The sequence below is a fragment of the Leptospira stimsonii genome (assembly GCF_003545885.1).
GTDB lineage: Bacteria > Spirochaetota > Leptospiria > Leptospirales > Leptospiraceae > Leptospira > Leptospira stimsonii.
Genome location: NZ_QHCT01000002.1, coordinates 456623 through 474615, shown reverse-complemented (window position 1 = coordinate 474615; position 17993 = coordinate 456623). Strand labels below are relative to the sequence as shown.

Annotated in this window: 14 protein-coding genes; 7 read left to right on the top strand and 7 right to left on the bottom strand. The window is 43.8% G+C overall.

Features of this window, described 5'->3' with window-relative positions; translation table 11 throughout:
- Positions 1–91: 91 nt before the first annotated feature.
- The 3 genes from DLM75_RS10365 to DLM75_RS10355 all read right to left on the bottom strand — a co-directional run bounded on the left by DLM75_RS10365 (position 92) and on the right by DLM75_RS10355 (position 3186).
- Positions 92–2140 (bottom strand): putative Ig domain-containing protein, encoded by a 2049-nt coding sequence (locus DLM75_RS10365; protein WP_118968418.1) that lies wholly within the window; start codon positions 2138–2140, stop codon positions 92–94.
- Between the two features lie 246 nt (positions 2141–2386).
- On the bottom strand, positions 2387–2545 hold the full coding sequence (locus DLM75_RS24250) for a hypothetical protein (RefSeq protein WP_158586463.1): 159 nt from the start codon (positions 2543–2545) through the stop codon (positions 2387–2389).
- A 290-nt stretch (positions 2546–2835) separates the two neighbouring features.
- On the bottom strand, positions 2836–3186 hold the full coding sequence (locus DLM75_RS10355; protein WP_118968416.1) for a DUF3147 family protein: 351 nt from the start codon (positions 3184–3186) through the stop codon (positions 2836–2838).
- Between the two features lie 230 nt (positions 3187–3416).
- On the opposite strand from DLM75_RS10355, the gene DLM75_RS10350 reads away from it, so the two are divergent.
- The 4 genes from DLM75_RS10350 (at position 3417) to DLM75_RS10335 (ending at position 7817) form a co-directional block, all read left to right on the top strand.
- Positions 3417–4808 carry a hypothetical protein gene (locus DLM75_RS10350; protein ID WP_118968415.1) on the top strand — a complete coding sequence of 464 codons (1392 nt, stop codon included), beginning with the start codon at positions 3417–3419 and terminating at the stop codon, positions 4806–4808.
- A 181-nt stretch (positions 4809–4989) separates the two neighbouring features.
- Positions 4990–5799: an efflux RND transporter periplasmic adaptor subunit gene (locus DLM75_RS10345; protein ID WP_118968414.1), complete on the top strand. Its 810-nt coding sequence runs from the start codon at positions 4990–4992 to the stop codon at positions 5797–5799.
- A 9-nt stretch (positions 5800–5808) separates the two neighbouring features.
- On the top strand, positions 5809–7059 hold the full coding sequence (locus DLM75_RS10340) for an ABC transporter permease (RefSeq protein ID WP_118968413.1): 1251 nt from the start codon (positions 5809–5811) through the stop codon (positions 7057–7059).
- Between the two features lie 26 nt (positions 7060–7085).
- Positions 7086–7817 carry an ABC transporter ATP-binding protein gene (locus DLM75_RS10335; protein ID WP_118968599.1) on the top strand — a complete coding sequence of 244 codons (732 nt, stop codon included), beginning with the start codon at positions 7086–7088 and terminating at the stop codon, positions 7815–7817.
- A gap of 81 nt (positions 7818–7898) precedes the next feature.
- On the opposite strand, the gene DLM75_RS10330 is transcribed toward DLM75_RS10335, so the two are convergent.
- On the bottom strand, positions 7899–8276 hold the full coding sequence (locus tag DLM75_RS10330) for an eRF1 domain 2 (RefSeq protein ID WP_118968412.1): 378 nt from the start codon (positions 8274–8276) through the stop codon (positions 7899–7901).
- 520 nt (positions 8277–8796) lie between these two features.
- Between DLM75_RS10330 and DLM75_RS10320 the strand changes: the two genes are divergently transcribed.
- The 3 genes from DLM75_RS10320 to DLM75_RS10305 all read left to right on the top strand — a co-directional run bounded on the left by DLM75_RS10320 (position 8797) and on the right by DLM75_RS10305 (position 13861).
- On the top strand, positions 8797–10233 hold the full coding sequence (locus DLM75_RS10320; RefSeq protein ID WP_118968410.1) for a PAS domain S-box protein: 1437 nt from the start codon (positions 8797–8799) through the stop codon (positions 10231–10233).
- Between the two features lie 410 nt (positions 10234–10643).
- Positions 10644–12926 (top strand): glycosyltransferase family 4 protein, encoded by a 2283-nt coding sequence (locus DLM75_RS10310; protein WP_118968408.1) that lies wholly within the window; start codon positions 10644–10646, stop codon positions 12924–12926.
- Positions 12923–13861 carry a glycoside hydrolase family 130 protein gene (locus tag DLM75_RS10305; RefSeq protein ID WP_118968407.1) on the top strand — a complete coding sequence of 313 codons (939 nt, stop codon included), beginning with the start codon at positions 12923–12925 and terminating at the stop codon, positions 13859–13861. Before DLM75_RS10310 ends, DLM75_RS10305 begins: the two co-directional genes overlap by 4 nt.
- Positions 13862–13883: 22 nt before the next feature.
- Here DLM75_RS10305 and DLM75_RS10300 read toward each other — a convergent pair whose 3' ends face one another.
- The 3 genes from DLM75_RS10300 to DLM75_RS10290 are packed head-to-tail and all read right to left on the bottom strand — an operon-like array spanning position 13884 to position 17871.
- The gene (locus DLM75_RS10300) at positions 13884–15626 is read right to left on the bottom strand and encodes an alkyl sulfatase dimerization domain-containing protein (RefSeq protein ID WP_118968598.1); all 1743 of its coding nucleotides are present in this window, start codon (positions 15624–15626) and stop codon (positions 13884–13886) included.
- Between the two features lie 23 nt (positions 15627–15649).
- Positions 15650–16450: a hypothetical protein gene (locus DLM75_RS10295; protein WP_118968406.1), complete on the bottom strand. Its 801-nt coding sequence runs from the start codon at positions 16448–16450 to the stop codon at positions 15650–15652.
- Positions 16447–17871, bottom strand: a complete 1425-nt coding sequence (locus tag DLM75_RS10290) for an OmpP1/FadL family transporter (protein WP_118968597.1) — start codon at positions 17869–17871, stop codon at positions 16447–16449. The genes DLM75_RS10295 and DLM75_RS10290 overlap by 4 nt, the downstream gene beginning before the upstream one ends.
- Positions 17872–17993: the final 122 nt, after the last annotated feature.

The window sequence follows — 17993 nt, the reverse complement described above, 5'->3', positions numbered from 1 at the left end:
GACGAACGCCGTTGGAATTTTCGAATTCTGCTCTTTACCGTAATCGTGAGAACGAAGGATGAAACGGGAAATCTCCGATTCCCTTATCATCTTAACGATCGAACGTATAAACGGCTCCGGAGTTGAGGGCCGTATCGTCATCGGAAGCGGCATTCGGTGGAGTGCTCGGATTAAAAAAATTCAGAGCTTGAGAACTGTCTTCTCCGTTGGCACCGACGATGATACAATCGTTCGAAATTCCGATGCTTGTTCCGAAGGTGTCACCGCTTCCACTCACATTCTCCGTGTTCGGCGCCTTGATATACGACTGAAGGTTCCAGCCGGAGCTCGATCTATGAAAAACATAAACCGCTCCCGAGTTCAAAGCTCCGTCGTTATCGGACGTCGCGGTCGGGAAAGCGGAGGGAGAATTGATTAACGAAGGAAGTGAGCTGTCTTCTCCCGTAGCACCGACGACGATCATATCTCCGAGAATGGAAACGGTCGTCCCGAATCCGTCTCCGCTAGCGGAAAAATTCTCTGCATTCGGTGCCTTTAGGTAGGCTTCCCAAGACCAAGTCGTACCGGAGCGTACAAATACGTACGCGGCTCCCGAATTCGCGGCGGAATCATTGTCCAGGGCCGGAGTTAAACTTGGATCGGGTGCGTTGAGAATCGTCCCTAGACTGCTATCTTCGCCTGCCGCGCCGACCACGATTCGATTTCCGGAAAGAGATAAGCTGATTCCGAATTGATCGGATGCCTCGTTGTTCGGCGACTTGATATAGGCCTGCCAAGACCAATTGCTTCCGCTCTTCGTAAATACATAGACGGCACCCGATCCCGAACCGAGTGGGAACGTATCATTATCCGCAGTTGGAGTCAGATTCGGATCCGAGGAATCGGATATCGTCGTCTGGTTGCTCCGTTCTCCTTTTGCGCCAACCGCAATCGTATTCGAATCCTCCGATATAGCAAGACTTGAACCAAAATTGTCGAATGCTTCCGCGTTAGGCGCTTTGAGGTAGGATTGAAATGCCCAGTTGCTTCCCGTTCTTTGATAAACGTAAGCCGCTCCCGAATCGGTGGCATTCGTATTGCTTACGAAAGTGGAAGGAGCATTCGTGATTGAAGACTGATCGGAATCTTCGTAGATCGCGGAGACGACAATGGTATCGCCCGAGATCGCCACTAGGTTTCCGAATTGATTCGTGGAACCCGAGTTTGGCGCTTTTAAATAGGCTTCCCAGGCCCAGGTGGTTCCGGATCGACGAAACACATAAGCGGCCCCTGAATTGGGAGCGGAATCGTTGTCTCCCACCGGGGTCAGACCTGGGTTCGGAGCGTTGACCACGGTGTTAACGTTACTGTCTTCAGAATTGGATCCAACGACGATCGTATCCCCCGAGATAGCGACGCTAGTACCGAAAGCGTCTTGGCTTTCTGCGTTCGGTGCTTTGAGGTACGCTTCTAAAACCCAGCTGGAGCCGACTCTACGAAAAACATATACGGCTCCGGAATTGGCGGCTCCATCATTATCCGTCATCGAAGATAAAAACGGTCCCGGAGTGTTTGTGATCGTTGTTTGGTTGCTATCCTCACCCGGAGCTCCGACTACCATGGTGTCTCCGGAGACGGCGACCTTAATTCCAAAACTATCTCCGTTTCCAGCTATGTTTTCTGCGTTCGGTGCTTTTAGATAGGCACCCCAAAACGAATCCAAGGCTTGAATCGTAATATCGATTGTCGTTGAATTCGAACCGTTTGTGTTGGAGGCCGTAATTGTGTAGGAAGAGGAGTTCTGCGCGCTTGTCGGTGTGCCCGCGATTTCTCCTGTACTTGAATTCCAAGTCAATCCTGAGGGAAGAGAAGGAGAAATGGAGAATGTGGTCGGGTTTCCGTTGGCTACCGGAACGACAGGAAGAATCGCAGTATTTTTTACAAAAAGAAGCGAAGTGTTGGAATAGGAAACGTTTGGAAGAATCGGGCTACTACTTTCCGTGTTTGGAAGTGAATCCGAAATCGGATTTCCCAATAAGACGAGCGTATCCTGCGAAGACTCGTTGTGTAAGCAACCGGAAAGGAAACCGCTAAGAATCCCAAAGGAAAGAACTGCTAACAAAAGTCGTGAAACGGGTTGATCCCAAAATACTAGTTTCATTCTTCCTCCTTCCGAATTGGGAAAACAGGCTGTGCCTGAGAATAAAATCTGATTCCTTAGAAGAAAAGAATACGGTAGAGAAAGAAAAATTACCGCCTCTTTTATAATTGGTGAATACCTTGTTTATAAGTTTGCAAGATAGGAGACCAATTGTTCCTCATCGTGAATCGGAAGAGGCGAACATTTAGGAAAGAAGTGTTTTTGTCTTTGGGGAAAAGCAGGAGAAGACGAGCTGGAAAGAAAAAATTAACTGATTGGGAACATTTGTCGCAAGGAAAGGGAAACAAAAAGAAGGAAGGCAATCGGAAAACGATCCGTTATATAAATAAAATATAATATACTTCCGTAGACGATCGCGAGAATTTGAAACAGAAGGATGAGAAGAATCGTTTTCGTCTTTTTCAAAGTTTTTTACGCTCAGGGACAATTGACGGATAAAACCAGAATTTGATACAGCAATTTTTTTGGATTCTCATGCCAAATTTCGAAATCATTAGAATTCGTCCCTCGAAGAACGGAAGCGAAAGTTTTGGAATTTTTGTTTCAAATTTCGATAAGAATCGTTGCGAATTTAAGTCAGACTTCCTTTTGAACCAATCCATTTTACATTCCGCTCGGTACCTTGGACATACGCCGTCATCTATTTGTAATTTTTTCCACCTTCTCTTTCATCTCCGTCGCTTTCTTCCAGAGTTCTAAAGTAAATCGATTCCGAATTTTTTCAAAACAAGCGCGAAGCCAAGATAGAGAATCAGCGTGGATCCGACGGTCGTTCCTAACGCAGGCCAAAAACCCATGGATTGCTGGATCCTTGGAAATAAGAAAAGCATCGGAAGACTTGGGATCACATACCAGAACGTATAATACGCGTAATTTTCGATTTTGGAAGAATCCGAATCCTCCAGTTTTAACCAAATCAACGTTAGGAGCGTAATCATCGGCAAAGATCCGATGAAGGCCGCGAGTTTATCGTTTCTCCTTGCGACCTCAGAGATAGCCACGATCAAAAGGGAAGTCAGTGTGTATTTGAAAAATAAGTAGAGCATTTTTCTCCCGGACGCGAAGTGCGATTCTTAACAAATAGGAAAAATAAGGCTTCCTTTCAATCCATTCTTTTTCGTATAAAAAATAATCCTAATATTCAAAAAATATATTGATTTTGAAATCATTTTGCCGTTTTGTTTTGGTCTTCCGCTTTCGCCGAATCCGGACTCGATTTAGCACGGATTTTTTAAAAAGCGAAACGGAATCGAATTTTAGAATTTGAGAGAATCCAATGGATTTAAAAGAATTGATACATTCCCGCCTCGATCCTGGCAGACGTTTGCGAGCCTTGATCGTGATCGTTGCGATTTCCTTTTTGATCATAGTCGTCGACTTGATCGGAAGAAGTGAATTGATTCAGGATCTCAAGGCCAAGGTGGAATTGTATGACCTGACCCAGAGAAAAATCGAATTTTGCAAAACTTCCTTTTTGATCACAGACGATTCAAGATATACATTTCAATCTCCTTCCGTTCGTTCTTCCGGGGAAAAGAACGAGAACGCTCCCGAAAACGATGAAGGATTGGATTTCAAGACGATCGACGCATTTCTCACCTGTTTGGAAGCTCAGTTTCTCAACGTGATGAGTTTGAGTTCCGATCAGAGGATCTATTCCACGGAGACGAAACTCTCCACGTTTTCCTGTGATCGTTTTTTTTGTTCCGGAGAACAAAAATTCTCCGATACAAGAAGATCTTTTTTAAAGGAACTTTGCAAACTGGAAGAGGGGAAATGCAACGAATGGAAAGATAGTATCGATTCTTCCAAAAAAAACGGAAAGGAATATAAGGTTTCCATTTCCGTCGCGTATCTTTATCTCAACGACTATTACAATTATCGAAATTGGATTGTTCGGTTTTGGAACTCAATTCTTAATTCATCCAATTTTTTTCGAGTTCTCTGGAACGATATTTTTCTTTTCGCTCTGATCGGTGCCTTCGTCGTTTGTATTCTCGCATCGATCGTTCTTCTTTTGGGTTTTCTAAAATTTATCTTTTCCTTTTTGTTCGGAGAACACGGGATTCTCGATTTGGATCTTATGTTCATTGAATGGATCAACACGAGCATCAAAAAAATCGCGGGTGGTGACACGGAGATCAGTAAGTATTTTCAAATCGTTTCCCTTCTTCTGGCGATCGGGATCGGAGGTTATCGAATCAACGAAGGGGTCAATCAAACCAATCAAGAACAAAGCAAGCTGAATAACGACGCTCGTTTGTTCGAAGTGCAGAGAAAGTTATTTATTGAACATCGATTTCTTTTGGGCTGTAGATCCTTTCTTTCGGATAAAAATTCTTCGATCGTTGATAAATTGTATGATAAGATGGTGTTCACGAATGATTCTTATAATGATTCCAGAGAACTCTTTCAAAACGGATCAGAATTTGCAAAAGACCTTAGCGAGATCCAAGAACCGGAGTTTACAAAAAATTCATCTGAATCCTCGGAACAAAACTGTTCGATAAACGCGCTTCGTGCATCGTTTCAAAAACTCAAAACGATTATCGAATACGAAAACAACGTCTTGAACCTAAGAGAGACCGTGGATTCGAAGAGAAAAAAAGGAATCAAAGAAACGGTTCAAAAAGGAATCGAAGGAATCGGCAAAATCGCGGAAGATTGATTTATTCCATTTTCCTTTTGAGAGCCGAGGTTTCCAAAACACCGTTGATGGAAGTCGGTTCCATGACAATTGTCAGTTCTTCCCTCCGCAATTCCGGATTGTTTTCGTAATACGTTTATCCTTTGTGGAATGGAAAGAGTTCGTTATTCTTATAGATTGAAAAGGTGTGTGATTCATTCAAATGAACAAGGCATTGGTTTTTATCAAATTGATTTGGGCTTCTCGTCCTGGTAGAATCGCTTCGATCGGCGTTCTGATCGTATTGCTCGCTTTCGGATCTTATCTTGTGATTCGTGAAAAGCGAACTGAAGTTTCTCCAAAGGTAGGTCCGATTGTAGAACTCGTCTATTCTCTTGGAACCGTTAAATCCGATCGAGTCTATCACCTCAAACTCGGAGTGACTTCTTCCATTCGAAAGATCTTCGTGAAAGAAGGTGAAATCGTCAAAGAAGGCCAAGAACTTCTTATCTCCGATTCCGGCTCGAACTTTCGCGCTCCATTTTCGGGAACCGTCACGTCTGTTCCGTTTCAAGAAGGAGAGGTCGTAATGCCCGGCGCTCCCGTTCTCACGATGATGGATTTAAAAAAGACCTATATTCTTTTATCCTTGGATCAGGATTCCGTTCTTCGGATCAGACCCGGTCAAAGAGCCGAATTGAGTTTTGAAACGATTCGAGGTACGAAAGTGATGGGTAAAGTAAACAGGGTCTATCCCTCCGACGGGCAATTTTATGTAAGAGTTGACGTTGAGTCCATGCCCGAAGGAACGCTTCCCGAAATGACTGCGGACGTTGCGGTGGAAGTCGCAAGAAAAGAGAACGCACTTTTGATTCCGGTTAAATCGGTGGAAAAAGGAAAAATACGCGTTAGACGAAACGGTAAGGTCCTTCTTCTGGACGCGAAAGTGGGAGCCGTCGACGGAGAATGGTGTGAAGTCCTGGAGAATGTCGTATTAGAAACGGATACCGTTTATTTGGACGGGGGACGTTAATCTAAGAATATGTTTTTTTTAGCAATCAGGCAGTTGATCAGTAGACCTCAACAAACCTTCCTTACTTTTTTAGGTATTCTTTTAGGAACGGCAGGGTACGTCGTTTTCTCCGGGATGATGCTCGGATTTCAGGAATACATCACGGATCAACTCGTGAACAACGACGCGCAGATTCGAATTTCACCGAGGGATGAAGTTTTAAAGGAAGAAAGTTTCAAAGGAGTTTTCTTTGAGGGAAACTCGGTTCGTTGGATCAAACCTCCTTCCGGAAAAACCGATTCCACTCAATTGACGAACGTAAAGGGTTGGTTTTTGAAATTGGATCAAGACGAAAGAGTGGAAGCCTATGCTCCTCAGCTCAATCGACAATTGATTTTCAAATTCGGCAAACAAACCCTACCTGGAAAATTACAAGGCATCGATCCCGTAAGGCAGATGCGCGTGACTACGATCGGCAAATACGTCGAAAAGGGAAATCTAAAGGATTTAGATCGGGGTGGAGATATCATCTTCGCCGGAGCCGGACTTCTGGAACGTTTGGGGGCCGAGGCGGGAGATATCGTTCAAGTGATTTCACCTAACGGAACAATATCGAACGTGAAAGTGGGTGGGATCATTCGAGTAGGAAATCGGATGATCGACGAAGTATCCGTCTACGCTTCGCTTCGTACGGTTCAGAGAATCACACAGGCGAACGGAATCGTATCGGAGATTGCGATTCGATTGAAGGACGTTTCCAAGGCGGCCGAAGTCGCGACGGAGTGGTCTTTTTTTACGAGGGACAAGGTTCAGAGCTGGGACCAAGCCTATGAAAGTATTCTTTCCGTATTCAAAACTCAGAATATAGTTCGGGATACGACCACGTTTACGATCATTCTGGTTGTTGCGTTCGGAATCTACAATGTCTTGAATATGGTTGTGAATCATAAGAAGAAAGAAATTGCGATTCTGAGATCGGTCGGTTTCGACGAAGGAGACACGATTCGATTGTTTATCATACAAGGACTTCTTTTGGGTTTGATCGGCGCGATTTTCGGTTTGATCCTCGGTGCTTTGGCCTGCTACTCCTTGGACGGTTATCCGTTGGGAGGCGCGAGTCAAAAAGGTCCGATGATCAACGTAATGAAAATTTCCTGGAATTATATGATCTACGTGAATGCGTTTCTTCTTTCGGTCCTTACGAGTGGAATCGCCGCTTACATTCCCGCTCGTTCCGCTTCCAAGTTATCGCCCGTGGAAATCATTCGAGGTAGCACGTGAATAAAAATAAACTTCCAGATCATCGAATGGAAAACAAGGACAAGGTAGAATCCAATGCCTTGACCTGTGATTCGCTTATCAAATCGTTCGGGGAGCCGCCGACCCAGGTAGTAAGAGGAGTCACGTTCCAACTCAAAAAGGGAGAATTTGTTTCTCTTACGGGAAGATCCGGTTCCGGAAAGTCGACTCTCTTGTATATGTTAAGCGGCCTGGATCGGCCGACATCCGGTAAAGTTTTTCTGGATGGGAAAGATCTTTTCCAATTAGAGAGTAAGGAAACCCATAGTTTTCGAAATCAACACATCGGGTTTGTATTTCAATTTCATTATCTTCTTCCGGAATTGACCGCTATCGAGAATATTCTTATGCCGGCAAGGAAAACGGGAATGGAAGGAATCAAAAAGGAATATGCAAGAAATCTGTTAAAGCAATTCGATCTCGAACATTGTAAAGACAAATTTCCTTCTCAAATGTCCGGTGGAGAACAACAAAGAGCCGCGATCGCAAGGGCCTTGATAATGAATCCGACTTTTATTTTCGCGGACGAGCCGACCGGAAATCTGGACACGGCGAACGGGGACAAGGCGATGGAAATCCTAAAACGCACCAATGCGGAGAATGGAACGACGATCCTTTTCGTAACGCATGACCCTGAATACGCCGCATTTGCAGACCGAAGAATTCATATGGTCGATGGAAGTATTGAAACCGATCGATCACAAAATCACAAACGGGAAAAAAGCGCAAAGGAAAGATGAAATCGTAAAAAAATCCGATCCCATACAAAGAGGAAGAGATCGGATTTCATTGAGGCAGGAGATCGTTCGGAGCAAGTTTGCTTAGAGTCGAATATGTTTTTTCTCGTAGTATTTTTTTGCCTCGGCAACGATTTCCGGATCAGTGATATGGTCCATTACGATTTCTGCAAGAACCGTTTTCGCCAAAGGTGGATGGTGTTTTTCCAAGTAGGTGAGAAAATGAGTCTTTGCCAAACCGGGCCCCGCAATCAACAAATCCTCTTCCGGGGATAGGTTTTTCGCCACATCTTCGAAAAAATGTTTGAGGTCTTCGTTTTGGATCAGGTTGAAACGATCGGGATGATGGTCGTGGTGTTCCGGTCTTCCTTTGTGGTGGATGATCTGAGTGTCCACGGTGTCCTTACTCAGAACAAATTTCTTCGCGACCGATTGATCAATCCATAGAATACAATGTGGCATGTTTGTTCCTTATCCTGATTGTAGCCATCCTACATTCGGATACATTGATTAAAAAGGAAGAATCGATTCCTTTCAAGTTGTATTCATCCATTTTTAAAAAATGTAACGTTACCTTAGGGAGGCAGAGCCTTACGTCTGTTATTCGAATTATCGGATGGAAAACGGAACGGATCTTGATTCTTCTTTGGAAATTGAATTCCCCCTTCGCCTCATATGAGATTGAGAATCAAGTGATAACCGATTTGATTAAACCGTTTCGAAGATATGAATCAGAATTGAATCAATTAGAATAGAACAAAAATATCGAACCATTCGTATTCAAATTTTATAATAAAAAACCTAGGTTTTTGAATATTCCTTGCTATTCTCAACTTTTAAGTTTCCGAATCTTAACTATAGACGATCTATTCCCCTCTTTGCGCCTTTGGAGATCCAGATTTTAGAAAAATCAGATCTCGGTTTTCGTTGGAGTCTGAAATTCTTTAACCAGGGGTAGGAACGTCGTAAAGAAGGGGAATTTATGAACGTAACCGCAGACGAACCGGAACAGAAGACGATTCTTCTCGTAGAGGATGATCCGATCATAGGAATGACTGAGTCCATGCAACTCAAAAAATACGGCTACAACGTGCTCCATGTGATGAACGGAATTAAGGCCATCGGAACCTTGAATGATAAACGAACTCTTATCCATATCGTGTTGATGGATATAGATCTCGGTACGGGGATTGACGGAACGGAAGTCGCATTGGAGATTTTGAAAGACCACGATATACCTCTTTTGTTTCTTTCAAGTCATACGGAACCGGCGATTATCAAAAAAACAGAAAATATCACTTCATACGGATATGTCGTCAAAAGCTCCGATATCACGATCTTAGACGCGTCGATCAAAATGGCATTTCGGCTCCACGATTCTTATCTGAACGTGAAGTTTCAAAAACGAGAAGTGGAATCCAAAAAGATCGCATTGGAACTGATGGAAAAAAGATATCGTCGTCTTTTTGAATGCGCAAAAGACGGTATATTGATTTTGGACGCTGATTCCGGAATGATCGTAGACGTGAACCCGTTTCTTGTTGAAATGCTCGGTTATAGTAAGGAACAGTTTCTAAAAAAGAATATTTGGGATATCAATGCTTTTAAATACATAGACTATTCTAAACAACTCTTTAAGGAACTCCAAGAGAAAGAATACGTCCGTTATACGAACCTGCCCTTGGAGACGGTGGACGGAGCTCTGATTCAGGTCGAATTCGTAAGCAATGTCTATTTAGTGGATGGAGAAAAAGTAATCCAATGCAATATTCGTGATATCACGGATCGGAATAGATATGAAAAAATTCTTACAAACAATATAGAAGAAAAAGAAGCCCTATTAAAAGAGCTTCAACATCGGACTAAGAATAGTTTTCAGATGATCACGAGTTTGATACATCTGCGAGCTCATTCGAGCGAAAACCTCGAAACCAAAGTTGTCTTGGAAGAGTTGACCCTTCGAGTTCAGTCGATTTCCGATCTCTATTCTTTGTTATACGAGACCGATTCGTTTAACGTAGTTCAGATCAAGGATTACTGCAATCGAGTGATCGATTCGATGCTTCAGCTTTCAGATTCGATCGTGATTCGCAGGACTATAGAAGAATTGACGATGACGGCGCGCGATGCCGCTACCATTGGGATGATTCTTATCGAGCTTGTTTCCAACTCCATAAAATACGCGTTTCCAGATCGACCGAAAGGAAACATTTCCGTCGAACTAAAAAAAGTGGATTCAAAAATGATTTTGATCGTTACAGACGACGGAATCGGATTTCAGAAGATTCCGGACTTAATTGAGGCAAAGACGTTAGGATTAAAGCTCGTAAATCTGATGGTCAGTCAATTGGGTGGTGAGATTTTTTTCGACCTCTCCAATGGGACTAAAGTAACGATCGAGTTTCCGGAATCACCTTGATCGTTCGGTTCCCATCCGCGAAATCGAACCGATGGAACATCATTCTTTTTAGTTTTTCTAATTTATAGAGAGGAATCGTATATTGTGATCGACAATTCGAATTTTTTGCGAGAATATAAATTGGTTAGTCGACAAAAGATCCTCTGCTTCTCATTTTTTACGGAAACAATTTCTGATACCGCTTTCTGAGTGATTCTAAATCCAACGGAATCACAGATCACCGAATCATTCAGCTCCCGTTTCAGCCAGATCATCCTCTGTTTGAATTTCGTTTAAAGTTAATTCTGGGGAAAGAATGAAGTAATATATTATAAATCTTTGAAGTATAAATAAGATTTATTTGCAAAGAATGAATTCTTCGCGAACTCGTTTTTCGTTTTGGAATATTCGAAGTTGAAAGGAAGTCATCTATGGAACACGTTTTTGAGACATCGAACTTGAATCGAATCGCTTTTATCGGAAATTATCTTCCGAGGCAGTGTGGGATTGCCACGTTCACGACGGATCTCTGTGAGTCGATCGCGAACTCGTTTCCGGAAAAAACCTGTATCGCTCTTCCGGTAAACGACGTAGAAACCGGTTATGCATATCCCCCCAGAGTGCGTTTTGAACTTACGGAAAAAGATATCGAATCGTATCACCGAGCGGCCGATTTTCTGAATGTCAATAATGTTGATTTAGTTTGTCTTCAATTTGAATACGGCATATTCGGAGGAAGATCCGGGAGTCATATTCTAACCTTATTAAACGAGTTGAGAATGCCGGTGGTGACCACTCTTCACACGATCCTATCGGACCCAGGTCCGGATCAAAGAAGAGTTCTAAAACAAGTGGCGGCCTTGTCCGATCGTCTGATCGTAATGAGCCAAAGAGGAGCGAATTTCTTAGAGAAGATCTACGGAGTTCAATCTAGTAAGATTGACTTGATTCCGCATGGAATTCCGGATGTCGCTTTTGTAGATCCGAGTTTCCATAAGGATCTTTTCGGTGTCGAAGGAAAAACGGTTCTGCTTACTTTTGGACTTCTTTCTCCGAACAAGGGAATCGAACACGTTATTTCCGCTTTACCGGCAATTTTAGAAAAATATCCGAACGTCGTATATATCATATTAGGTGCTACTCATCCACACGTTATCCGAAACGAAGGGGAAACGTATCGTTTGTTTCTCCAGAGATTGGCTCATGAAAAAAACGTCGAAGGAAGTGTGATCTTTTACAATCGATTCGTTAGTCTCTCGGAATTGAACGAGTTTATCGGCGCTACAGATATTTATATCACACCCTATTTGGATCCCGCGCAGATTACGTCGGGGACCTTGGCTTACACGATCGGTGCGGGCAAAGCGGTCGTTTCGACTCCGTATTGGTATGCGCAGGAAATGTTAGCGAACGAAAGAGGAATGATCGTCCCTTTTCGGGATTCGAACGCGATCGCGGAACAAGTGATCGCATTACTGGACGACGATACAAAAAGACATTCTATGAGGAAAAAGGCATATATCTACGGTCGAGCCATGATTTGGTCGAAAGTCGCAAGAAGGTATATGCAAAGTTTTGAACGCGCTCGCGCGGAGCGAAGACATTATACGCCCACGGGATTGAAAATCAGGCCATTGGATCGTCGTCCGAGTGATTTTCCACCTTTAAAATTAGATCATCTAAAACACATGACGGACGATACAGGTATGTTGCAACATGCGTTCTTCACCATTCCGAATTATGAAGAAGGTTATACGACCGACGATAACGCGAGGGCATTGATGGTTAGTACGTTTATGCAGGAGCAGGGGAACGGAGAAGTTTTTGAACTAACCTTCCGTTATTTAGCCTTTGTTTGGTATGCGTATAACGTGAAGACGGGAAGATTTCGAAACTTTATGGACTATCAGAGAAACTGGTTGGAAGAAAATGGATCCGATGACAGTCACGGTCGAGCCTTATGGGCATTAGGTACCGTGCTCGGAAGAGCGACGGCACCGCAGTTACCAACGATAGCAGGAAGATTGTTTGAACAAGCCTTGCCGGCGATCCTTGCGACAACAAGTCCTAGAGCTTGGGCCTTTGCCTTAATCGGAATTCACGAATATTTGCATAGGTTTGAGGGTGATCGAATGACAAATCAGGTGAAAGAGGAATTAGCGAAACGATTGCAATCCCTATATCAAAAGAACGACTCCGAAGAATGGCATTGGTTTGAAGGAGGGTTGACCTACTGTAATGCGACTTTATCACACGCGATGTTGTTGTCAGGCAGGTCGATGCAAAATTCAACGATGACTCAAATCGGAATCAACTCTCTCTATTGGCTCTCCGAATTACAACGTTCAGACGGAGGTCATTTTGTTCCGATCGGATCCGATGGATTTTATCCGAAAGGAGGAAAACGAGCTCGCTTTGATCAACAGCCTGTCGAGGCTCAAGCTACGATATCGGCCTGTTTGGAAGCGTATCGATGCACCAAAGATCCAAAATGGCGAAAAGAGGCAAGACGAGCCTTTGAATGGTTTTTGGGAAGAAACGATCTGAACGTATCCGTATATGACCCGACTACAGGAGGATGTAGGGATGGAATTCATCCGGACAGAGTGAATGAAAATCAGGGAGCGGAATCAACGCTCTCTTTTCTTCATAGTTTGTTCGAGCTCCGGTTGGCGGAGCATGAATTGGAGAATGAAGAAATAGGAACAAAATGAAATTACAATATCCTGAATTATTTCGAAGGCACAAAACAAACCCGATCTTAACCGCGGCCGATTGGCCTTATCCGGTGCACAGCGTTTTTAATCCTGGAGCGACACTCTTAAAAGACGGAACCACGCTTCTGCTTTGTAGGGCGGAGGATCGAACCGGTAAGTCGCATTTATGCGCCGCGAGATCCGCCAATGGAGTGGATGGATGGACGATCGACTCTAAACCTACGATGTCTTCGGATCCTGAAAATTTCCCGGAGGAGTTGTGGGGAATCGAAGATGCGCGCATAACGTATATTCCGGAGATGAAAAAGTATTCGATCGTTTATACTGCTTACTCAAAAGAAGGACCGGGAGTCGCCCTCGCATTTACCGAGAACTTTCAGGATTTCGAACGTTACGGGATAATTATGCATCCTCAAGATAAGGACGCAACTTTGCTACCACACAGGATAGGGGATTCTTGGGCATTGATTCATCGTCCATCGGGTCAGAATGGAGCCCATATATGGATATCTTACTCTTCCGATCTCAAACATTGGGGAGAACATAGGCTTATGATGGAAGCGAAGTTAGGCGGATGGTGGGACGCCAATAAAATCGGCCTTTCTCCGCCTCCGATTGAAACGAAAGAAGGTTGGTTGATGATCTATCACGGCGTCAGACAAAATGCATCTGGAGTTCTATATAGGATCGGCCTTGCCTTGTTCGATTTGAATACTCCCGAGCTTTGTTTAAAAAGAGGAGAAGAATGGATTTTTGGGCCGGAAGAATCTTACGAACTCATCGGCGATGTGGATAACGTTGTTTTTCCTTGCGGCACCACACTTCTACCGGACGGAGATACGATTCATTTGTATTACGGAGCCGCGGACACGAGTATCGCTCTTGCCACAGGAAGCGTAAGCGAACTTCTCGAGTGGCTCCGAAAACAGTAGATCCGGTTCGAAAAGAATTCGATCACGGTTTCTCAAAAGTAAGTTTGGGAGTCAGTGGTGAAAAGTTTCCGAGAAATCGAGTAAAGGCGACGGCGTTGCCCTTCGGATAACGAAAGCCAACGATCGTAGTCAAAGGATTTCGAATCTTGGAAAGCATTTCTTTCCATTCTTGAGAATCGAGTTCCACAACGATGTCCGCGTCTTCGAGTAGCTTCGTCTTCAATTCAGCTACGCCGTTTCTGACGTGAATCGTAAATTCTTCTTTTGTGTCTCGGAAACGAAAGCCTACTTTTTGATTTACATCGGCGGCCTTTACCGGATCCAAATTCGTTATTAGGCTGGACAGACTTACGAATACCGGATATTTCCGAAGCAACTGTTTGCTCGGTTTTACTTGCAGTTTGGCGACGAAGTTTTCCTTCAATTCAAGAGCTTCTGTCAGGTAGTAATTTCTTGCATTTGCGTTTTCTTCCCGTCTTCCCAATGATTCTAAAGATTGAATCCTGATTTTTTTCGCCTCGGGGTCTTTCGGGTCGATTCTTAGAATGTGGCCAGTGAGTTGGAGAGAAGCTTGAAAATCTTCTTTCGAATATTTTAATTTAGCAATATTCAAAAGTTTTTCTTTTCCTCCGGCAAGTTCGGTTAACAATTCTGCAGTTCTGTCTTTGGAAAGAGGGTGAAGATCGGATGGATCTCCGCTAAACCAACCAAGGTTTCCGTTAAATAGGGAACGAACGGACCAGGAAACCTTCCCGTAGATTTCCTTAAGATACGGCGATCTCGCTAGATGAGGAGGTAGTTTGATCGATTCCACGAGGTCGTCCGGATGCAGTCCTCGATTGATTCCTCTTAAGGATTGATCGTGAACATACTGAATCGCATCTCTGTAATCGGTGATGACGTCGTAAATTTCTTTGGAACCGGAAAGAGGGCGTCCGTGACTGGGAACTACGTGCTCCGGCTCAAGATTTCGAACGATGTCTAAAGACTGATACCAATTCTTAAGACTCCTAAACCAAGTTCCTCGAATTGTATACAGATTCGGAAATGCTTTGTAGAAATTATCGCCCGTAAAGATTACTTTTTTCTCAGGATACCAAACATAGATCTGATCGTCCGTTTCTCCGGGTGCGTGAATTAACTCTAAGGAAATACCAGCGATCTTTACGGAAAGTGAATCTCGAAATACCCGAGTGGGTGGAATATAATCCAGACGAGTTTCTTTGTTGTAACCGAGATAAGGTCCGATGCCTGCGTTGATAAAATCTGTTCCCTTCAATAAATTTCCGAACATACGAGCGCTTCTGGAACCGATGATCGGAGTCGTTTCACTCGCGAGACGTTCCACGGTTGGTTGCAGAGATTCGTGAGCGTAGACTTCCGGTTTTCCACCGTCTAAGAACGAAGCCGAGCCGAAAATATGATCCGGATGACTGTGTGTATAGACGATCGCTTTCACGGGAAGGGCAGATATCTTACGAAATTCTTTGAAAACTTCTTCTCTCGATTTGAGGTCGTCCATCGTATCTACAATCACAAGGCCTTCCTTGCCGACTATAAGGATCGAATTGGCGATACCATATCCAACCGCGGAATAAACGCCTGGGACCACCTCATATACTTTCTTTTCGAATTCCTTATTGAATTCTTCCAATTTCGTATGTGAATGTTCGTTCGAATTCTTTGTTATGCTTGTCTTACATCCGAAAGGGAAGCTAAGAATCGAAACGAGAAGAAGACCTTGGATCCAGGAAATGTATTTCATTCTTTTTTCCTTATGTGTTTCGATCAAAACCGGATTGAATATGATAGATTGTATTTTTGAGAAACTCCGAAAATGGATCCGTTGTCGATTTGCGGAATTCCTGCCGTATCACGGCCGATCTCAAATTTAAATCCGGTTCCGATCTCGCCCTTTTCCCATTTCGTTCCGTAATAATAGGCGAAGCCTAACTGAACCAGGTATTTGATCGCAAGAAGGAAGGATTTGATGTTTGCTTTGTATTCCGCATTCTCATAATGGAGTCTTTGGATTTCCTTTTGTGCCTGAAGGCCGACGAGGATCAAAGGGTCCGAATTGTGAGCGGAAAAAAGATACGCGTTCAAAAGATCGGAAGACTGATCGTATTTTTCTTTTCGAGATTCGAGATCTTTGTGACCTTGCACCTCGAGCGCTATGAATAGTCCGAATGTGCTTAACGCAAAAAATCCTTTTCTTTTTTCGCCGGCGTGAAATAACCCCCAGCCCGGGATCAAGGCGCTTCTCCAAACAATGTCCCATCGCGATCGTTGTGGTTCCTGAGCTAAATAAGAATTTTGTAATTCTTTAATAGACAACCCTTCCGATAACTTCTTATATTCTTCATCGGAAACGTCTTTGTAGATTAGATAGGCGATGTCCTTTCTAAAGTAGATTCTTTTGTTTCCTTCCAAGGATTGAAACACAACTTGATCTGCGTTTTCCGATACGATTGTTCCTTTGATTGTTTCGGATTCTTTAGTGACTAACACCTGAAAAGAAAGGAGCTCGAATGCAGGAACCGCAAAAAAGAATAATAGAAGCGTTTGTTTGAAACCGTTTCTAATCATTCAAAAGACCTTGTAGCGCCAAAATTGATACCTATCGATTGGAGAGCTTGTGTGTTATAAGAATAGCCGACCAGATTCTTATTGTTCGGTCCGTTTACGACATGAGTGAGGGCCCAATCCGTTCCCTTTCCGCCTTCGATTTGTCTCCCGGGAAGAAAGTAACTCGCGCCAAAATCAAAACTCCATGGACCGTTACCATAACTAAAGCCCGCGGCTATCACGTGTTGCAAGGTAAGTACGATTCCTTGCGCGCCGTTCAATCCGTTGCTGGATACTACGGGAGAATTATAACTATAGCCGAGTCGATACGTCCATTCCGGTGTTATCTTGTGTTCCAAGCCGATCAAAGCACCCCACTGATCTCGGTAATTCAAGTGACCGACTACGTTTGCAGTTTGGCCTTGTGGACTTGGGAACCAGGGATCTTGCAAATTTTGTTTCACATTCTTAAGATAAGAACTGTAGTTTGAGTAAACGAAGTCGATTCCAACTTTGAAATTTTCGGGGCCGATTGCGAAACCGAGACCGTGTTTTTCCGGAAGGTTGAATTGATAGGAAGCTCCTGTCGACTTGTAGTAACGAGGATTGTTTAATCCTATGGAATAAGATCCGTCAAACGGGAAAGTGGTTCTGGTTTGATATACATAGGCGACTCTCAACCAATCGGTGATCGTGTAATTGGATCCTAAAATTCCACTGAGTGCTAAGGCATTCTGTCTGCTGTCATATCGATAGCCTTGTCCGGGTAGTTCCACGGTTCCGGATGCGTCGTAGTATTTAACGCTTCGAAATTGGGATGCATAGTTCAATTCAAGAGTGGCTCCTAAGGAAAGCCTTCCAATTCGAAACGATAAACCGTTTACTGCTTTTAGAAAAACTCCTCGATTGATTGACGTTTCTTGGATGCGCGAGCTCGAGCCGAGTGGTCCCGGTAAGTCCACTCCGGCCCATTGATTGACGGATTCTCCGGTAGGGGTGTTTCGATTGATCTTCTCCGCCGCACCGTTGACTCCTCCGTAAACGTAGGTTGCAAAACCATAGTCGATGTTCTCCGTAACGGGAAGTTTTAACGCTATGTAAGGCGCCGGTCCTCCCGAACTTCTCGTTTTCGAATTCGTATAATCAAGATTCGGATCTTTGTCGACGAATTGATCCTGGAATTTCACTTGTGCGTAAGTGCCGCCGAGTCCGAATTCGATTTTCTTTCCCTTTGTCAGAGAAAGATTCGCCGGATTTAATGCGACATCGATGGGAGAACCTCCTAACGCAAAATTCACGCCGGCAAGCCCCTCATATCTCGCGTTGATCGCGTTTCTACCGTTACTCGCAATCGCGAAAAGATTTGTAGATTGTATCCATAAAGCGGGGATAAGAAGGAACACTAACGTTCTTTTGGAAATCCGTTTCAATAAGGTCTGCATGACTCTCCTTTTTCGTAAAATCTGCCATGCCCGGTTCGTATTTTTTTCAAATCCGGAGGAAGGCAGAGGAAACACGTTATTCATTATAGTAAACAACTGTCTCAAGAAGCCGGGTAGGTACT

What these genes read in the sequence shown, in the direction of transcription:
- DLM75_RS10365 (WP_118968418.1), bottom strand. Translation starts at nt 2,140, where the DNA reads ATGAAACTAGTATTTTGGGATCAACCCGTTTCACGACTTTTGTTAGCA.
- DLM75_RS10355 (WP_118968416.1), bottom strand. Translation starts at nt 3,186, where the DNA reads ATGCTCTACTTATTTTTCAAATACACACTGACTTCCCTTTTGATCGTG.
- DLM75_RS10350 (WP_118968415.1), top strand. Translation starts at nt 3,417, where the DNA reads ATGGATTTAAAAGAATTGATACATTCCCGCCTCGATCCTGGCAGACGT.
- DLM75_RS10345 (WP_118968414.1), top strand. Translation starts at nt 4,990, where the DNA reads ATGAACAAGGCATTGGTTTTTATCAAATTGATTTGGGCTTCTCGTCCT.
- DLM75_RS10340 (WP_118968413.1), top strand. Translation starts at nt 5,809, where the DNA reads ATGTTTTTTTTAGCAATCAGGCAGTTGATCAGTAGACCTCAACAAACC.
- DLM75_RS10335 (WP_118968599.1), top strand. Translation starts at nt 7,086, where the DNA reads ATGGAAAACAAGGACAAGGTAGAATCCAATGCCTTGACCTGTGATTCG.
- DLM75_RS10330 (WP_118968412.1), bottom strand. Translation starts at nt 8,276, where the DNA reads ATGCCACATTGTATTCTATGGATTGATCAATCGGTCGCGAAGAAATTT.
- DLM75_RS10320 (WP_118968410.1), top strand. Translation starts at nt 8,797, where the DNA reads ATGAACGTAACCGCAGACGAACCGGAACAGAAGACGATTCTTCTCGTA.
- DLM75_RS10310 (WP_118968408.1), top strand. Translation starts at nt 10,644, where the DNA reads ATGGAACACGTTTTTGAGACATCGAACTTGAATCGAATCGCTTTTATC.
- DLM75_RS10305 (WP_118968407.1), top strand. Translation starts at nt 12,923, where the DNA reads ATGAAATTACAATATCCTGAATTATTTCGAAGGCACAAAACAAACCCG.
- DLM75_RS10300 (WP_118968598.1), bottom strand. Translation starts at nt 15,626, where the DNA reads ATGAAATACATTTCCTGGATCCAAGGTCTTCTTCTCGTTTCGATTCTT.
- DLM75_RS10295 (WP_118968406.1), bottom strand. Translation starts at nt 16,450, where the DNA reads ATGATTAGAAACGGTTTCAAACAAACGCTTCTATTATTCTTTTTTGCG.
- DLM75_RS10290 (WP_118968597.1), bottom strand. Translation starts at nt 17,871, where the DNA reads ATGCAGACCTTATTGAAACGGATTTCCAAAAGAACGTTAGTGTTCCTT.